Here is an 18081-nt window from a genome sequence, read left to right on the forward strand (position 1 = left end):
TAAAGTATTGTAATGACTAACCCAGATTAATTATCAGAGGCAAAATAATATTCAAACTGCTGCAGCAGATTATCATTACTGTCTCTTACCCGCCATAATCTGCCTAAATAATCATATTCGTAATAAACCGTATTGCCAGTAGGATCAGTTGAGCTGCTTATGCCTGTATGTGGCTCATAAGTATAAGTTGTCATTTGTGCAGCAGTTGGAAAAAGGCCCACCTCATCTAGATACAACCCTGAAAACACAATCGATATATGATCCTCACTATTGAATTCCCATTCCTCCAGCTTCCATTCATCTGAGGTAATAGTTCTGCTTGATCCATTAACTGTCAGTGTACCGTTTGAGGATCCTGATTTCTTTACCCACAATTTAACTACACAATTTTCGGGTGGTAAAGATTTATATAAAGTACCTCCTACTAGACTTCTTTTACCTGTTTTAGCAGCATTTTCGGAATACAAGGGGTTATTTATCAACCATCCCCCATAATTAGAAGTCAAAATTTGACTTCCGCCATCTATTGCTTCAAAAGAAGTGTAAGCAAAGTTTACAAAGCCAATATTAGTAGGGCATGTAATATCTGCAATTAAATACTTGTCATTGTATCCATAAATATAATAATGTGCCAATCCTGATTCTGTGACAAGTTCTTTTAAATGACCATTATCTTCATTATAAGCAGCTTTTCGTTTACTGTAGAATTTTTTTGATTTGAATACATCGTATGAATCAAATACAGACTCTACAACAGGAATATCCGTTTCAAATACGTACCATTCACTTGGCTTACCTAAATTGTTGTATTTAAATAGAGCAGCATCTACAATATTTCCGTTTGATTCGATTTTCCGAAGCGTAATTCTATCAATAATATAGTTATTAAGTAGATGTTCGTTAGATCCGTAAAATGTAGTGTCTGAGAAATCAGAATTATATTTAAATTCCTCCTTGACAGTTACATTGCCCTTATAATGTATCTGGCTGCTCAATAAGTGCCTAGAATTATATGCATATTCAGTCACTTCCTGAATAGGATTATCACCATAATCAGGGTACTGGAGCACTTCGACTCTTGATAATACTGCCTTTCCTAATTCAACAACATAATGATTAAAGAAAAATGTAGTAAAGGGTATATCATATTGAGTCATGGGAAAATCATAACCAAATCTTTCATAACCAATCGTTTTTCCCATACTTAAAAACTGGTAGGTATTTTTTATTGTCTGAAGAACCTTACCATCTTTTCTATATGTAGTTTTTGATTTCAGCAACCCTAATTTGTGCTTGTTATTATGTTCATTACTTGAATAAATGTGTTGATTTTTTTTGAAAGTATAAAAATGACCTCCAGACCGTAGATTCACGTGGTACACATAAAATTTATCAAATTGATCACGTATATGAGGATAATCTGCTGTTGTTGTATAGGAATAGTGGATTGAACTACTATCATTATATATCTCCTCTACTTTACTGTAGAGCAAATCAATATTTCTAATAGGCCTATCATACCAAACTTTCATCTTGTAAGGTTTATAATAAGCAGTTTGCTGGGTTTCAAAATAACTTTCATACTCAGGTTCATTTGCAATTACTCCACTTGATATAAGGGAAGAATATCCATCCAGTTCATAACGAAATCTTCTTACAACATCATTATCATGACTAATGCCATCATAGTCAATAATCTTAGCAATTCTAACTCCTCCAGCAGGTACAATACGTTCTTTTATATATGAACCATTAACAGAACTATACGTATTTGCCTCAAACTCAAAGCTAGTTTCCCCACCGGTTGGATATTTTATCTTCGTCAACATATTTGCCTTAACAGCTCCTGGATTTGTCTCTTTATTCAAGGATCCTTTATATAGATAGTCATCACAATCTCCTGCAGATTGTATGGCATTTTTCTCCCTGCAAAATTCATTTATTGGAATTTTAGATTGATATCCATTTTGAACATTACCGTTCCAAAAGCCCCAATGGTCTTCGCTTGCATATAATTCATTATATCCCCCAGGCCCATTAATCTGAATATCTACTTCATTATATGTGAATAAATGGCTTTTTACAGTTTTACTAAAACTTAAATCTAGTTCATTTACTGCCACTAAAATATCTTTGGGAAAGTTACCAGCACCATCTTTATATTTCAGACTATATTTCTTAAATAATCTATTGTCTAACTTATTAATGAACGACAACTCGCTTATCCTTCTCTTTTCGTCATTTGATTCATCATATAGAATATCAACAACAGCACTTTTCGATATTATCTTTTCTAAAAACTTATTATCCCCACTTGGGAAAATGTATGTTCTATTAAAGGCACTGGCTGTGTGACGGTAATTTATTTCTCCACTTCCTTCGAGAAGATCCCACTCAACATAAGAGTCAACCCAATTACTTGTGTATCTATGCATATCGTTATTTCCATAAATGAAATTTATAGTATCAATTTTATCAGAAGAAATAATTTTTGACAAATACCAAGAGTTTGTTGTCCTAGTTACGTCTACTCCGCTAGTATGATGGTATTGTATGTCATTCCATATGGTCTCCTTTTCACTAAAAATGTATTTAACTCCAGAAGGGATAGTGATGGCCCATTGCCCTACCTCAGTTAAAAAATCATTTAGCTGCTCTATTTCGTATTCAATTAAAAAATTCGTGTTTGATATAACATTTCCGTCCCTGTCAAACATAAAGGACCCAGCATTATTACCAAAGTTGAAATAAAAATTATCCGGAGCGCTATCAATGCCTGACCATATCCTTCTGTGATATTCATAAGCATCCGAGTCTATACTAGGTAAATCAGTTAAATTATCGAAAGCATTTTCATCTAATTTTCCTGAGATACCACTAACAGTATGAAAAGATTTGTTGTTGAATATATATCCTTTTGCTTTTGTATCATCCGGAATTCCATTAACCTGTCTTGTTATAACTCCGCCTGAATTAAGTACCCAGCCCAATCCTGCCCATGATGGCTGCTGGTTTAACTTAATTCCTGAAGCATGATAAGAGAGATATATTGGTACTTTTATATCTCCTTCTGTAATCTCACCAATTGGGACTTCTATTTTGACTAATCCTCTACTATAGTCAACTGGGACTTTGCCATATTGACCTAATGCAGCCGCATTTGGAGATGCTTTTGCCACATTATCAAGTAATTTTGTCAATTCACCATATGCATCCTCTTCTTGTGAATACACAGGCACGCTCATAAAGCATGCAACAATTAATCCTATTAGAAAAATTTTAGGTTGTTTCATCAGTGATATTGCTGTATAAGGTTATAAGTGACAACAATGAAGATCGCAAAGCACAACATTTGCTTTACAATACTCAGACATATTGCTAGAATTAATCTGTGATAACTATAAATAAAACTATTGGACTGCAAAGAGTAGGGTTCAGGAAATTCTTCTTTTTAGAAACTAATTTTAGTTTACCTTTTTGAGATTGATATACTATTAAGTTGTTCTTAATATTTCATTTTATCTCTGCCATAGCACACCCATTTTCAACTGCAATTGCTGACGATAGGGGGCATGCAGGGAGCGGGTGAAGTTATATTCCATCAGGCTATAGCCTCTAAGTTGTTTGAACAGTGTGTAGCGCTTGCCCAGGCCCAGCCGCAGTCCGTCTATCCAGATTCTCTGCAGGGGTCTTTCCAGCTGATGAGGGAGTTGCTGGGGCTGCACATTTAATTGTTCCCAGCTGACCTGCCCATAGATTTCTTTCTTATAATCAAAGCCTGCAAAAATGCTATACCCCCATACTTGTTCATACCTCCCCGAGACAAACCCAGGCACTTGTTTTCCAACAGAGACCCTCCTTTGAGCGGATGCTCCCAGTTCTATCTGGTCTGTTAGCCGGTAACTTATCCGAGGTCCTAAATCGATTCTGAATGCCTCTGCTCTGCCCAGTTGCCACTGCAAGCCCGGCTGCAGTCGCTTATGCCAGCGCTGACCTGCCAGCGGATGGCGCTTGAGCGGGCTTTTAGGCAACTCTTTGACACTTTTGATCTCGCTGTACCGGCCCTTGTACTGATTGAGCTGTTGGCGAGTCTGGTCCAGGGATGCTTTATTGCCTGCAAAATGATCCACTGCATGTGCGGGCTTGTCCACTGCCTGGTCTTGCAGCAAATCTGCCTGCTCCAGAGCCTGCTGCTCTGCCACCTGGCGGGCATCCTGCTGCAGGTATTCCTTCAGGGGATCCTGGGCCTGGTCAACTTGTTGCTGGAGCTCTTTTACCTGCCCATGCTGCAGCAGTTTGTCTTCTAAATTTTTATCAAGAGTGGCAACATCAAAAGCACCAGTGTCCAGTTTAGCCAGCTCTCTGATGGAAGAAAGCCTGGAGGCAGAGGGCAGAGAAAGCTCAGGGGAGGGTATAGTGTAAGTAAGAGCATTTCCAGGCGTGCCTATCTGGGGTATATTCAACTTTGTTTCTGATGGTAGGGAAGGAAGATTGATGCTGAAAAGCCCCTGGCTGGTAACTCCATCTAAGGAAAGCGATTGAGCAGAAAAAAGAGGAAGAGTAGCCTCAGGGAGGCCGTCGCGGGGCAGCCACAACTGATGAAGCCGGATTTGCACCCCAGCTAACGGTGCGGACAAAGATTGCTGTTTTTCTTTGAGTGCAGCCGCAAAGCGTTGCCCTTGCTGCTGCAACTTTTGTAAGCTATCCTGCAGGTGGGTAGCCTGATTGCCTAAGTCCAGCTGAAGGCTATCCAGCGTATGCTGAATGCTGGAAAGGATGCCATTTACACTGTCCAGCTGGTATTGCACCTTTAGGACCAGCGTATCGCTTCTTAGTCTTACTGCACTTATCTGTTCTTCCCCGCTTGTTCGAAGGCTGTCAGAGTAATCTATAGCCTTATGATCCTGTTGGGCCAAGCTCCATAGGGGCAGAAGTAGTAAAAGAAGGCTCAGGACGGGAGCTGGCATGAATAGGTATAAGGTGTTAGGATAAAAGTCTAATGCCTTAGCCCTTAAGTTTGTTTAAAAAAAATTCACCTTTTTTTATTTACTCTAAACAATACACGTAATCCATCATCATTCTGACAAACAAGCTCCTTAGAAGATCGTCTAAAGCAGCCCATAGAACAAATGACAGATGAAAAATTAACCTGTTAATACAAGCCGTTAATGCAGGAATAATTTGGAAACTTTTTTCTGCGGACCGGATAGGAACATAGGCTGATAGAAACTAACGGTTCAAATATAATAAGCGCGATTAACTGACCCATGTCCATTAATCAACCCGCTTTCTTAGTGCATTCACATCTCTATAAAATTTCGCTTTCAATTGGGAGTGTATGAAGTGCAAAGAAATTTAAGCAGGGCCAAGGTTATAAAGTCAAAAAGGCTGCCTGCACTTTTATTTCTACAACCTTTGCCTGGAAAAAAGTACCTGGGGAGCATCAAAAGAATTTTAAAAGGGTTAATCGCAAATATTGAAAGAAATTGGAAGCAGTTTAGATAATGCCAGCATGACTCTACGACAGGATACTGGCCGAGCTTTTGGGGTAAACGATAGTACCATCATATTTCCCTTTTACGCTAGCTGTAGACACCCTGGAGTAGACAATTTACCGGGCCTACACTACCTTCAAGAGGTCCGTGTCGACACCCCTTCCCAAAAAACAGCCTCTACGCTAGCGGGAAGGCTGTCTACACCCCCTTTTGGCAGTCATTCTTGCTAGGGATTTTTAGGGCCTGTCGACGCGCGTTTCCTACCTGGATTTTACCGGCTGATCCGGCTGGCTCTACCCCTTTGCCGGGCATACAGGAGCCAGCTTCCGGAGCACGAAATGCAGGTGGCTTGCCTAGTCGCACGTCCTACCCTTCCATGTCCAGGAGCAGATGCCTCTTATTAGCCCGATACGCCCTGCTAGAGGCCTGTACTTCCTATGCCCTGACCAACTACATAATGAAGGGCAATACGAGCGCTTCGATAGCTTTCTGAGCTCCTGATAAGTACGCCAGCGCCCCCTAACCTCCTGTGAAACTCGTACACCCGCGGGGAATGAGGACACTTCTTTGTCTGGGGTTGATGGACCAGGGTGCTGCTGATACGCTATTACTGCTAGGTGCATACCTGGCTACAGCCTGTCGCCACCTCCTGTCTACTGATTATTGCCCCTGGGCGCGCCTAGGCAGTCGTTCGTCGTCACATCCGGCAGAGCTTGTCTACGCGCCCAGTCAATCTGTCTACACCTCTTCTCCAGCGAAATACACGCATACGACCATTTTAGCCTTGACCAACCGTCCCGCTTCTGCAGGCTGGCTGTGCTGCGGGCAGGCAAAGGCAAGGGTAGTGCGCTTTGGCGTGCTGCGCAGCGGAACAGAAAAGGGTGCTACGCTTGCGCAGGGGTGGGCAACGCGTGTGCCTGAAGGGAAGCATGAAAGCAAGGGACAGGCTTTGGCCACATGGCCCGTGCGGTGGGGGGGTGTGCCACCGGCCTTTCCCTACCCGCTAAGCCCCTCTCTACTGCCCCATCTATAAAAAAGGGGGGACTCCCCCTTTCTCCAGTTTTAGTGCTTCGGCCAGTGCTTTTTGCATCAGCGCATGTCCACTTCCCAAAAGGTTGGTGCGGAAGTGTTTCTCCCAGCTGCCAAAGGGGCGCACGTTCTGAAAGTAGCCGGTGATGCCGTTATAGGCCCACCAGGCGGTGCCCCTGATTTGGTACTGCCCGGCTCCTTCCTGGGTATAGGCATAGACCTGCTGACGTATCCCTGCCAGGCGGGTAGAGATCTCCTCTGTTTCCCCTTTGGCCGGGAAGATCGAATCGATGTAGTGGCGCAGCACCCCATCGGTGATCTTTATTTTGGCCAGATGCTGGTAGGCTTCTTCTGTTTTGCCGTACTCGCGCTGGACAAGTCCCAGCAGGCGGGCTGCCCGGCTGAGTCCGTACTGCACCTTGCTGGTATGACGGATGGAGACGCTCTTCTTGCTATGCAGCGCCATGTTCAGGGTGTTGTTGCAGACCACCCGCACCGGAGTGAAGAGAATGCGGATGGCCGAGCCTCCGTTGTGGGAGTTGGTCAGCAAGAGGTACTGCTCGATGCCGTCTTCCTTGCCGTTGCATTTGATGTGCAGGTGGCTGGGCAGCTTGGCCGAGATAAAGATGATCTCTCCCCTGCCCAGGGCACCTGCCGTCTCATAGATGGCTTCGCCACTGCCGACGATGCTGTCAAAGAAGCCGAATGCTTCCTTGTTCTGCACCACCTGGTAGTTTTTGCCTACTACCCCTAAAGGGTCGCCTGTGTCGGTGCGTACGGTGGCATAGCGGTGGGGTACTTTGGCATAGGGCCAGTTGTCGGTGTCGGGTACCGGATGGGGCATGAAGGGAAGGGTGAAGGCCTGCAGGGAGGTCTTTTGCACCTCGTAGTCAAGGCCGGCAAAGGCAATGGCCTCCGCTGAGGTTGGGCAATCCTCCAAAAGGAGGCCTAGCTGATGCCAGGCTTTTTCGCGCACGGAGAAGAAGGCTGCTTTTCCGCTTTTGGGGTTTTGGGCTAAATTGTGTGCCATGATCGTAAAGGGTTAAATGGAACATTTAGTTATTGTGGCAGCCTCTCCATGTACCCGCCGGGACTTCGGGCAAGCTGGAGCCGAAAAAAATACTACCCCTAAGGGTGGAGATTTTTTTTGGTCTAGCTTGGGGCCTTGCGGGGAAGCCCGTGCGCCCCTGTCCCGGCGGGTACATATCTTGCAGCTACGATAGATAAAGGTTCTGTTTCCTCTGGCAGTGACTTTAGCGGTACGGGCTCATTTTGCTTAAGGCTCGATGCCTGCTTGCAAAATGAATGGGTGGGATTACTAGTAAGGGAGGGGTTTAAGCCGCGGAGCGTTCAGCTTTGAGGGGCGGGGAGCCTTAGCGGGGCTGAGGGCTCGGCGGCTGTGCGTAGCGACAGTGGAACGCCTGCTGAGGAGTGGAAGCATGGAACGCAGCAGCAGGCGTTTGGCTGGAGCGATGGGCCTGAAGGGAGTGGAATAGGGCGGCTGTGCAACGAGTAAGAAAGAATCTCCCCCCTACTCAGCTAAGGGCAATCTTTACATACGGACTGATCTTGACAAAAGCACCAAGCTTAAGAAAGAAGAGGAGCCCTGCGGCTCCCCTTCTGAAGAAGGCACCCCTTAGTCAAGGTCGTTGAGGCTGCGCACCGGAATAGGATCGGTGAGAGGCGTTATGTCGAACGCTGGATCCAAGATGATGAGATGGTAACCCCACCTGAGCAGATCTGCCACCTTTGTTTTGGGCCAGGAGTAGACCAGCCAGCTAATTCGGTCGAAGCTGGCCAGGAAGAGGACCTCGTCCTTGAGCCTTTTGTTTCTTTTGATCTTGTTCCAGTAATTGGGAACAAATTCGGTGTAGACCCTTCCAATGCTACGCTGCTGCTCTGGGTCAATGTAAAAGGACAGCTGATTCTTTTCCCTGTTTCCATTCGTTAGATTTTCCATGGTGGTAAGGTTTGGTGAGACATTTGTTTATCGATGCGGCGCTTCCATGGGTGAGAGGGACTAAAGCAAGGGAAGGACCTAAAAAAGTCAGGAGGGTTCCCTCCGGGAGACCTTACTTTTTTTGGGACTGTACTTGCGCTGTCCCGAGCATCCCATACCTTGCAGCAACGATAGAGAAATGTCTGGTTCGGGTTAGCAGCGGCGGTGGAGCCACGCGGGCGAGGATGGAGGGGTTTGTCTAAGCTCTTTTTTGTGGCCACCTCAGCTGGACCAAGGACAGCGGGGTTAATTCACAAAAAAAGCGAGCCCCGAGAGCCGTGCCGAAGGTCGCCCCCAAATTAAAAGCGGGATGAATTTAACTTTAGCTTGAGCTTTAGGAGAAGATAACAGCCGCCTTAGTAACCCTAAACCTGGTGAGGCTGCTGTTTTTTGGTTGCTTTTGGGGAAATCCGGTTCGGAAGAGAAAAATTACCGGCGAGTGGTGTTAGCTGGAGGAGAATCACCCCCTTTTTCTTGGGGTTGTGCAACAGCTACTGTTGTTGGCAGTAGTTTATTCTTTTTTATAATATTCAATCAGGTCCTTTTCAAACTGTGTACTATCAAACCACTTTGAATAGTTGTAACTTTGATATTCCTTAATTTCTCCTGTTTTCTTGTCTTTACGAGTTTTAGTATTTGCGTACGAGTCTTGAAACGATTTGAGGAAGTTTTCCCAGCCCTCATTAAGTGTTTTGTAATCCTGTTCAATATTCATCTCATAATCTTCAATGTTTTCCGGCTTAAACAGTATTGTCATTGCTCTTACTTTCGCATAAGTGCTTAAATCAACTCTTTGGTTTGGGTGTTTAAGCTTGCTTATTTTTTTAAAACAAAGAAAACCGTAATAGCTATTATCTAAAGATGTTTTGTCTGTCAGCTCCTCAAAACTAAGATCTTGCCTAATAAACAATTTCTTCTCTCTGGCTTTTGTAACTTTCCCATTAGAGCAATAGAACATTCTGAAGAACAAATTTCTTTCTAGAATACTCTTAGCAGGGATATATCCATTAAAAACTCCATCCGCAAATTCACCTCTCTTTCTTTCATAAAGCAACCCGTAATTATCGAAAAGCCACTTTTGAATTTTTACTTGTAACTCATCATTAGATATTTTATCTGCATTAATTACAGGAGTTTGCTGGTTTGTCGCGTTTGAAATATTTTTTATTAAATCTACTTTGTTTTCATGGTTGCTATTTTCAAGGAGTGTTATAATCTTTACCAAGACCTCTTTGCTTTGAAAAACTTTTTCAACCTCATTCCCTATGTTTTCCTCATATATTCGGCTTAACGTATATGAAGTTTGTCCGCCATTAATTATTTGTGGGTTCTTTACAATCAACTGGGCTTTGTTCTTTTGACCAATTCTCTCATTGATGTAAGTTTCATCAGATAACATTGTTACACCATTATTATAAAGAGCAAACTCATTCGTGGTGTTCTCAATTATAGTTTCTTTAATTGCCGTATTTACTTTTTTGCCCTCATGTCCAAGATAACTTCTAGGATTGTATTTTAATATTGAGTTCTTATACTTGTACATGATTCGTCCAAGTTCGATTGTTGGAACAAATAACACCGTAATTTCACATTCCCCCTTTTCTGTGAGAACGGTATAACTAATCTTACTTCCAGCATTCTTATTGCTTAGATCAATATTTATACTCAAGTCAGATGCTTGGTAATAAGTCCCAGTGATTACAGGAAAAACCAAATCCTCATAACAACGGCTAAAATCAAAAACAGAAGAAGAAAATCCTCCAGTCAATTTTCTTAGATCACTAGTTTTTACATCTTTTAGATTTGCCAGAATTATTACTTGGTAAGAATATCTTGCTATATCGTCTATTGATGATATTTCCCTTTGCAGTTGTTTTATTTTTCCACTGTATTCGTTACCCTCTTCATCAGTCGATTCACCATCTAATATTCGATTAACATCCATCACTAAGATTTCAGACAAATCAATTTGCTTACTTTCAAAGTTTTTGTCGTTTGTTCGAAATTTGGATTGTATAAAGTATATAGTCTTAGTATCAGAATGGATATAATATCCATCTATTCCTCCGTCATATGAACCGTCAGTAATAAAATGTTCTCTTTCTGTGAAATCAAGAAGTCCAAATTTGACTTTTAGATAAAGATGAATAAATGCTCTTGCCCTTGATTGGTTTTGTTTTTCAATATCTGCGTTTTTAGGATACTTTTTATTCATAGAAGAGGGAGCTTCCTTAACTATTGTATCCAGAATATTTATCAGGGTTTGATATTTTTTCATTCTTTAAAATTACTGCCAACGTTCAGTCTGTGCGGAAAGCTCCGCGAATAAAGCTGTTGAATTCTCTTCACTTTAACAATAGGGTTTTGTAAATTTAGGCATGCACCACCTGACAGGCCAAGACACGAGTCAGACTTTTTCAACTAGTCTGGAGGCATCCATTTCAGCTGAGAACCCCGTGCGGCTTATCGATGCTTTTGTAGATGCACAGCCCCTTTTTGGATATCCATTTTAAGGATGTGATTTCTAAAGCAACAGAAAGATCAGCCTTAAATCCTTCCCTCCTTTGAAGCTTTCCCCTAGAACAAAATAGGACATCATTATCTTTTAGTCACCATCTAAGCCCAAAAATCAACTGATCCATATCCTGCTATAGGCCCTAAAAGTAGCACGCCCGCTCTAGCTCAGTCCTGAAATTCAATATTTGTTAGCCATATGCTTCAATTGTGTTGTAACATTATTAAGAAGAGCTAGCCAAGGTTCAATGTCGGAATCAATCATGTCTAAAATACCTATGATAAATCCATGAACAGCCACCGCTTCTGAACAATCAAACCCCGTTCCGTTAAAACATATGGGTTCATTATGATTGATACGATTACGGAACTGGCGGATGTTGTAAAGCTGATTATATATGTTAGAACGAGAAATTTGAGAAGTGTTATTTACAAAAATTCTTCTTGGAAGGCCGTTAAGAACTTTGAAGCATTTTAGGTCAAAGAAATTGGTCCAAAATCCCAGCATAACCTCAGCAACAATTTTAGATGAATTAGGAATACCCTTGTTTCTGAGAATGCTTTTTTCAGCCTTCAGAACCTCCTGCTGCATGTATTTGTCACCCAGTCCGGGATCATTCATAAATCCATACTTTTCATTAATAATCCAATCAGGATCATTAAAAGCAGCAGTCAATAAGTCGTTGAGAGCATTTCGTAGCACTACTTCAAAAACACCTAAAAGAGGATGAAATGCTTGAGCCAATTTTAAATTGTCCAAGTACAGTTCAGTGGCTAACGTGTAATTCAAGGCTTTAGAACCTTTTCCAGCTGTGGCAATAAGGTAGCGGGTAACTCTGGGAGAAGAAAATAGAGCTTGTAATTTATTGTAATTCATTGGCCTGTAACAAATAATAAAATAAATCCATATATGGAACAATATCTCCGAAAAAACCGTAATATTGTAGTGTAATGCTTGGTAAAGCCTCTCCCCTTGCGGGACGTAACCAAGTCTAAGGAATAAAAGCCTCTCTTCGAGAGGCTTTTGATTTTTAAGGCGTTCCTGCCTAAGCATGTCACACCTATAAACAGACCCTGATGTGAGATTTGGTTGCAACAGCCGACTCCTTACCTTAAGGCATCCTCAATCTGTGAAGCGACCAGGGTATCATCAATCTCTTCCAGATAAACAGCTGTTTGGAGCTCCGTTTCATGCCCTAAGGCCCCCTGGATAATGCCTACATCCACTTTCTTACTCCGCAGGTTGCTGGCAAAGGAATGACGGGCCACATAAGAAGTCAGGTGCTTGTTCAGGCCGATCTTTTCCGCCATGATCCTTAGATCTTCGTTCAGGTCCTTCAGCGCACTGTCGATGCGCACATCGATCTTTTTGGGCGTATCATGCTGCTTCATCAGAATTGGAAAGAGGTAGTCTCCATCACTTTGCAGGGGGTACTCCCTGAACAGCTGAATGATCGCATAGGCCTTTGAATGCAGCTTGAAGTTGTAGGCCCGCTTATTCTTGGAGCGTACGTATGAAAGCTCATCACCACGCAGGTGCACCTTATCCTTGAGCTGGGCCAGGTCAATAAAGTTAATGCCCCTGGCATAGTAGCTGAACAGGAAGTACTGCTGCGAGCGGTACAGTCGACTCCCCAGCTCAAACTGCAGATTCTCAATCGCCTGGATATACTCAAAATTGATGGCGCGTTTGGAGGTCTTAAACTTCCGATACACCTTAAACTTGATGTATTTGGAAGGATGCAGTTCTTTAGCGGCAATGCCTTCTTCGACTGCTAGGTTCCAGAGGCGGTAGAAGGTGCGTAGATAGTGGCTAATGCTGCTTTCTTTTGGCACGTTCTGGAGAAGATACTTTTCCAGCTGCTCACAATCGCTTTTGGAAAAGGTCCCGAACACCTTGTCCTTACCACCTAGGAAGTTGCTGAGCATGGCTTTACAGTGCCTGAACACATTGGCATACCCGATCCGACCTTCCTTCTCCAGGTCAGCTATTACCTTATCAAAGAACTCCAGTATTTTACGGACACTTTGGTTGCGGGTCTTTTGCAGCTTTTGCTTAAGTTCGGCGGGAGTCAGGGAGGTATGTGCTTTACGGGCCAGCCTCAGTTCGAAGTCTGCTTCTTCCTTTAACCGGACGATCTCCTTGACGATTTCTTTGAACCTGGGATGAGCAGGCAGAGGCATCTCGTTGGCTTCATCCCAGTGCTCCGGCAGGGAGCTATAGCCAAGGCCAATGTACTTGACATCTTTATACGCGGTCAGGCGAAGCCGGATCTCATGCTCGCCGTTCGCCGTTTTCTTGTAGGTCCACAGAAGGGCTTTGATGATCATTTCCATAGACCTAAGATACGGAAAAAAAGCGTGCTTAGGTAAAACTAAGGTAAAACTACAGCTTGGTTTATATTGACTTTATTTGAGAAAGGGTGCAAGTGAAAAATGCCACTTCAAGCAAATAAGCATATATTTTGTGGCTGTTTGGGTAAAACTAAAATTACCAAAATCTTGCATGGCATGCAAGAGGTCATCGGTTCGACTCCGATATTCTCCACCAAAACCCGACAGACACCTGTCGGGTTTTTTTGTTTATCTACCATGTACTATACCTATATCGTCTTCTCTGAAAAACTAGACAAGTTTTATGTTGGCGCTACAGAAGACTTACATCGCCGCATGGAAGAGCACAACACTGGCCGAAGCCCTTACACAAAAACCGGATCCCCATGGCAGCTGGTTTGGTCCAGAGAGTTCAAAATCCGTTCGGAGGCCCTGGCTGAAGAAAGGAGAATTAAAGGGAAGAAAAGCAGGAAATATATTGAATGGCTAATTGACTCAGCGGGCAAGGCGATATAGTCCAAAGCATCCCGAATGCTTTCGGGAAGGTCATCGCCGCCCAAACGTGCGGTAGGAAAAGTCATCCTAACGTGCCAGATAGGTAGTGGTGTAGGTATACGTACCGCTAAAGGTAATACCTTGGCTAGCATACAGATCCAGCAGGTCCTGGCTGAAAAAATCAGTAATGGGCATACTGCGGGTAATGACCAGCCGATCATCGGTCAACTCCAGCACCTCAAAGGTGGCTTCATTGCTAATGGAGCCGTAATTTCCGTTGGGATCGATGTTCATGCCCCCTGCATTCTCACCAATAAAGGTTATTTCGGTAACGGCTGCATCAGATCTCCAGCGCATCTGCTGAGACTCATCCTGCTGTTTTCCGCAAAAGCCCGGCAGGTAAGTAAGGGCAAAATTACCATCGGCCAGAAAGCGTGCTGTAATGGCCGACTCGCAGCGGTCCATAAAGCCCGTATGGATCTGCTCCTGTTGCACGGGTACTTGTCCATTAGGCGTAGTCATAACATAGTCGGTTTCCACAACCACCTGCTCGCCCCCCCAATCGGCCGCCATCAGGCGCTGCTTCTGTTCACTAATGGGGTCGGGATCGTTCTCCTTTTGACAGGCCATGGTGGCCAGCAGCACAAGAGCTGCCAGCAGGGTAGATAGTTTTTGCATGCGTAGAGAGAAATAGATAAACAATACTTGTATGTAGCTCAAAACTAAAAAAACCTGCAGGTGTTGCAGGTTTTTTTTAGTTTTTATTTCACCACCTTGATGGTTACCCGTCGGTTCTGGCGTCGGCCCTCGGCTGTTTCATTCGAGGCTACCGGCTCCAGCTCGCCCTTGCCGTCGGTCTTGACCCGCTCTCGGGCCAGGCCGGCCTTCAGCAGAAAATCTTCGGCTGACTGCGCCCGGTTGATGGAAAGACGCTTGTTGTAGGCCTCGGTACCGATGGCATCGGTATGGCCGGTAAGGGTTACCCGCACATCGCCTACGGTGTATTTCTGGAAGAGCTCCCGCAGCTTGGTATGGGCCTCAGGGGATAGCTCATAGGAATCGAAGGCAAAGTAAATGCTCACCGTAAGAGGATACACATCTTCTACTACAATGGCTTCCTTGCGGCTGTCGCTCAGGTCGGCCATGCTGTTGTCCTCGTCGGTTGGTTTCATGGCCTCCAGTTCTTCTTCCGTCATCTCTTCAAACACAATGGGCACCTGGTTGGGGTCTTTTTCGGGCACGGCAGGACTCAGGCGGGTCTGGTAAATATCGGACATACCACCCTGCCGGTTACTTACAAAAAAGGCAGTGCTATCGGGGTAAATAACAAAGGCGGCATCGAAGCCCTTGGAGTTTACCGAGCGGCCCAGGTTTACCGGACGGCTCCAGTTGGTCCAGCTTTCGTCCTGGCGGGTGCTCATGAAAATGTCGGCATCGCCATGGCCGCCATGGCCGTTGCTGGAGAAGTAGAGGGTTTGCTTATCGGCCGTCAGGAAGGGGAATGACTCAAAACCGCCGGTGTTGATCTTGGTGCCCATGTTCTGCAGCTCAGTCCAACGGCCGTTCTCGCCTTTGGTCGAAATATAGAGATCTTCATCGCCGGGCTGGCCCTTGCGCTGCATACTTACAATAAGTACCTCTTCATCCGGACTGATGTAGGCATTGTAGAAGAATCCCTCCTTCTTGAGCCGGGGAATGGCAAAGTCCTGCGGATAGCCCCAGCGGTTGTTCGTATACTCGGCAAAGCTGATGCCGGTCTTGTAGCTGCCGCTGCCGCCATAATTATTGAGCAGGTACATGCGGTTACCTTCCTGCCCAAAGCCTAAAATGGCATTGTTGCCCTTGTTGTTAAGGCCCAGCAGGGTGTTCTTGGGCTCCTGCCAGCTGCCATCGTCATTGCGGCGGGCGTACCAGATATCATGTCCGCTTACCTTTCCGCCCGTATTATCGGGATGCAGCACCCGCACAAAGTAGAGGGTTTTGCCATCGGCTGAGAGCAGCGGAAGGCTTTCTTCCATCTCGGAGTTGATGGCATCCGGCAGGCGCTTGGGCACATCAAAAAGGGGGGCCTCCTGTTGTGCCAGGGCAGGAAGGCCCAGGGCTGCCAGCAGGCAAAGTTGCAGGAGAGTGAGGAGTTGTATCTTCTTCATTACCAATTACCAAAAATAACTATTTGCCTTATATCCCTTTCTGAAGAACCGGTAGCCCAGCACCAGCTCGTGGTTGCCGTTATGAGCCGCATCAAACTCGTAGATGTTTTGCTCATAGGAGTAGCCCAGGCTCAGGTGATCGCCCAGTAAAAAGCCCATCATAAGGCCATAGGCTTCTTTGTTGCGGTAGGAAATGCCCGCCCAAAGCAGTTCATTGTAGCGCACTTTCACATTGCCGTACACGGCGGCTTCCATGAGCCGGTCATACTGCACCAGAATGCTGGGCTGCAGGCGCAGCGAGTGGCTTAGCGGTAGCTGGTAGCCGGCATTGATGGTATGCTCTACGTAGTTGATCTGGTCTTCAAACCCCTCATCGGTGGTGTTTTTGAGAAAGGCCATGCGCGTGCTGCTGTAGCCTGCATAGAAATTCTCGCCATACAGGGCCAGTCCCACATTGATGGTGGCCTGCCGTTTGCGCACGCCGCTTTGCATCAGGTCCTGGTAAATGAGGTCCTGCTGCTGGCGCACTTTGTAGCCCCCTGGGGTCAGGTAGGTGCTCAGGTAGGCCAGGCCGGCGCCGGCCGATACGTTGATCTTGCGGCTCAGCGGCATGTGGTAGGAATAGGTGATCTGTCCCTGATCATCCGTAGTGACCGAGTTGCCGATATAGCCGTAGTACAGGCCAAGGCCATGGCGGGCATTCAGCTTGCGGTATTCCCGGTCGGTGAGGTTTTCCATATAGGCCTCGGGCCGGCTGATGCGAATGGCATTCAGGCGCAGATCGGGCTTATAGAAACTACCATTGAGGCTTACAAAGCCCTGCTGGGGTGCATAGGAAGAGCCCGCCCACAGCTTGCGGTAGCCCACATTGGCCTGCCAGTATTTTTCAATACCGGTAAAGGCCGGGTTAAGCGCCTGGGGGTTCTGAAAGAACTGCGTTAGCTCGTACTGCTGCTGGGCGCTTGCATAGCCCGCGCCGGCAAAGAGCATCACAAAGAGGAGGTATATCTTTTTCATAGGAGTAATCAGGTAACTATCGGGCTATGGTTATGTGGCCTGTCCGCTTCTCCTTACCGTCGTTCAGCAGGATCTGGTAAGTATAGGTACCATCGGGCAGGGCGGTTCCGTTAAAGGTGCCGTCCCACTCCCGGCTGGGGCCATACTGGCGGGAACTGAACACCACACGGCCGCGCAGGTCAAATATCCGGATCTCGTGGTTGCGGAATTCTTCCAGCCCCAGGATGTTCCAGCTGTCGTTGAGGCCATCGCCATTGGGGGTGATCAGGGTTGGGATATCGGGCAGGTCCTGCAGGCCTACACGGATCACCGACCTGGCAGTGGTAGAAAGTTCGCCATCGCTTACCTGTACCACTACGGTATCTTCGCCATAGGCATTTGGCTGCAGGCTCCACTCGATGCGCCAGGCGCCGGCTCCTTCGTTGATCAGCTCAAAGCTGCTGATCAGGCTGGTGCCCCCTACTACATGGGCTTGCACGGTCAGCTCTTCTGCCGGAGTTTCCTCATCGCTAACGGTGAAGGTAAGCGGCTCCAGGGCCTGGTTGATAAAGGTCTCGGTTTCCTCGCGCAGGTCGTGGATCTGAGGGGGATCGTTCACCTCGATCACATACACCATAAAGGTTCTGGTGAGGGACACCTGGCCGTCGGTTACGGTTACGGTTATGCTGTATTCGCCGATATCTTCATGCGAGGGGGTACCTTCCAGCAGGCCGGAGAGTCCGTTGTCGTCTACATCCTGCAGGAACCAGGCGGGCATGTTCTCAAAGGTGTACTGGAGCACATCGCCGTCGGCATCCGTAAAGTAGTCGTTCAGGTCCAGGGTAGCCAGCTCATCTTCCAGGTAGGTAAACGGACCCAGCTCGTCTCCCCCGCCTCCGCCACCAGGGCCGCCGGGACCATCATTAACCGGCTGCACAATCACTTTGAAGGGAATGGCGGCCGAGTAATCGGTACCATCAAAGGCCCGGATGCTGAACTCCATCTCACCCACCGCATCGGCCACGGCGGTAGCGGTAAAGGTACCCCCACTAAAGCTCAGGTTAATGAA

Annotated in this window: 12 protein-coding genes; 1 reads left to right on the forward strand and 11 read right to left on the reverse strand. The window is 45.8% G+C overall.

Annotation, left to right across the window (positions count from 1 at the left end):
• Window positions 1-26 precede the first annotated feature (26 nt).
• The 7 genes from ADICEAN_RS03200 to ADICEAN_RS03230 all read right to left on the reverse strand — a co-directional run bounded on the left by ADICEAN_RS03200 (window position 27) and on the right by ADICEAN_RS03230 (window position 13374).
• Entirely contained in the window at window positions 27-3293 is a 3267-nt protein-coding gene (locus ADICEAN_RS03200) for a hypothetical protein (RefSeq protein ID WP_009194086.1), read from the reverse strand.
• 225 nt (window positions 3294-3518) lie between these two features.
• On the reverse strand, window positions 3519-4916 hold the full coding sequence (locus ADICEAN_RS03205; protein WP_152426299.1) for a hypothetical protein: 1398 nt from the start codon (window positions 4914-4916) through the stop codon (window positions 3519-3521).
• A 1606-nt stretch (window positions 4917-6522) separates the two neighbouring features.
• On the reverse strand, window positions 6523-7554 hold the full coding sequence (locus ADICEAN_RS03210) for a DUF932 domain-containing protein (protein WP_009194088.1): 1032 nt from the start codon (window positions 7552-7554) through the stop codon (window positions 6523-6525).
• 606 nt (window positions 7555-8160) lie between these two features.
• Entirely contained in the window at window positions 8161-8484 is a 324-nt protein-coding gene (locus tag ADICEAN_RS03215) for a hypothetical protein (RefSeq protein WP_009194089.1), read from the reverse strand.
• 550 nt (window positions 8485-9034) lie between these two features.
• Entirely contained in the window at window positions 9035-10801 is a 1767-nt protein-coding gene (locus ADICEAN_RS03220) for an AIPR family protein (protein ID WP_040396096.1), read from the reverse strand.
• 417 nt (window positions 10802-11218) lie between these two features.
• A complete protein-coding gene (locus ADICEAN_RS20875; RefSeq protein WP_152426300.1) occupies window positions 11219-11914 on the reverse strand; it encodes a hypothetical protein in 696 nt (231 codons plus the stop codon).
• A 230-nt stretch (window positions 11915-12144) separates the two neighbouring features.
• Window positions 12145-13374 carry a site-specific integrase gene (locus ADICEAN_RS03230; RefSeq protein WP_009194092.1) on the reverse strand — a complete coding sequence of 410 codons (1230 nt, stop codon included), beginning with the start codon at window positions 13372-13374 and terminating at the stop codon, window positions 12145-12147.
• A 174-nt stretch (window positions 13375-13548) separates the two neighbouring features.
• Between ADICEAN_RS03230 and ADICEAN_RS03235 the strand changes: the two genes are divergently transcribed.
• Complete coding sequence (locus ADICEAN_RS03235; protein WP_152426301.1) at window positions 13549-13887, forward strand: GIY-YIG nuclease family protein; 339 nt, start codon at window positions 13549-13551, stop codon at window positions 13885-13887.
• Between the two features lie 66 nt (window positions 13888-13953).
• On the opposite strand, the gene ADICEAN_RS03240 is transcribed toward ADICEAN_RS03235, so the two are convergent.
• From ADICEAN_RS03240 to ADICEAN_RS03255, 4 genes are all read right to left on the reverse strand, one after another.
• Window positions 13954-14544, reverse strand: coding sequence for a hypothetical protein (locus ADICEAN_RS03240; protein WP_009194094.1), 591 nt, complete (start codon window positions 14542-14544; stop codon window positions 13954-13956).
• An 83-nt stretch (window positions 14545-14627) separates the two neighbouring features.
• On the reverse strand, window positions 14628-16016 hold the full coding sequence (locus ADICEAN_RS03245) for an OmpA family protein (RefSeq protein WP_009194095.1): 1389 nt from the start codon (window positions 16014-16016) through the stop codon (window positions 14628-14630).
• Between the two features lie 6 nt (window positions 16017-16022).
• Window positions 16023-17033, reverse strand: coding sequence for a PorP/SprF family type IX secretion system membrane protein (locus tag ADICEAN_RS03250; RefSeq protein ID WP_009194096.1), 1011 nt, complete (start codon window positions 17031-17033; stop codon window positions 16023-16025).
• Window positions 17034-17049: 16 nt separating this feature from the next.
• Window positions 17050-18036 (reverse strand): T9SS type B sorting domain-containing protein, encoded by a 987-nt coding sequence (locus tag ADICEAN_RS03255; protein ID WP_009194097.1) that lies wholly within the window; start codon window positions 18034-18036, stop codon window positions 17050-17052.
• Window positions 18037-18081: the final 45 nt, after the last annotated feature.

Origin of the sequence: Cesiribacter andamanensis AMV16, from assembly GCF_000348925.1 — a bacterium.
In the GTDB taxonomy this organism is placed as follows: Bacteria; Bacteroidota; Bacteroidia; order Cytophagales; family Cyclobacteriaceae; genus Cesiribacter; species Cesiribacter andamanensis.

Bases quoted from the DNA above. Each gene is read 5' to 3' on its own strand.
- ADICEAN_RS03245 (WP_009194095.1), bottom strand. From the start codon at position 16,016: ATGAAGAAGATACAACTCCTCACTCTCCTGCAACTTTGCCTGCTGGCA.
- ADICEAN_RS03230 (WP_009194092.1), bottom strand. From the start codon at position 13,374: ATGGAAATGATCATCAAAGCCCTTCTGTGGACCTACAAGAAAACGGCG.
- ADICEAN_RS20875 (WP_152426300.1), bottom strand. From the start codon at position 11,914: ATGAATTACAATAAATTACAAGCTCTATTTTCTTCTCCCAGAGTTACC.
- ADICEAN_RS03250 (WP_009194096.1), bottom strand. From the start codon at position 17,033: ATGAAAAAGATATACCTCCTCTTTGTGATGCTCTTTGCCGGCGCGGGC.
- ADICEAN_RS03215 (WP_009194089.1), bottom strand. From the start codon at position 8,484: ATGGAAAATCTAACGAATGGAAACAGGGAAAAGAATCAGCTGTCCTTT.
- ADICEAN_RS03200 (WP_009194086.1), bottom strand. From the start codon at position 3,293: ATGAAACAACCTAAAATTTTTCTAATAGGATTAATTGTTGCATGCTTT.
- ADICEAN_RS03210 (WP_009194088.1), bottom strand. From the start codon at position 7,554: ATGGCACACAATTTAGCCCAAAACCCCAAAAGCGGAAAAGCAGCCTTC.
- ADICEAN_RS03220 (WP_040396096.1), bottom strand. From the start codon at position 10,801: ATGAAAAAATATCAAACCCTGATAAATATTCTGGATACAATAGTTAAG.
- ADICEAN_RS03235 (WP_152426301.1), top strand. From the start codon at position 13,549: ATGCAAGAGGTCATCGGTTCGACTCCGATATTCTCCACCAAAACCCGA.
- ADICEAN_RS03240 (WP_009194094.1), bottom strand. From the start codon at position 14,544: ATGCAAAAACTATCTACCCTGCTGGCAGCTCTTGTGCTGCTGGCCACC.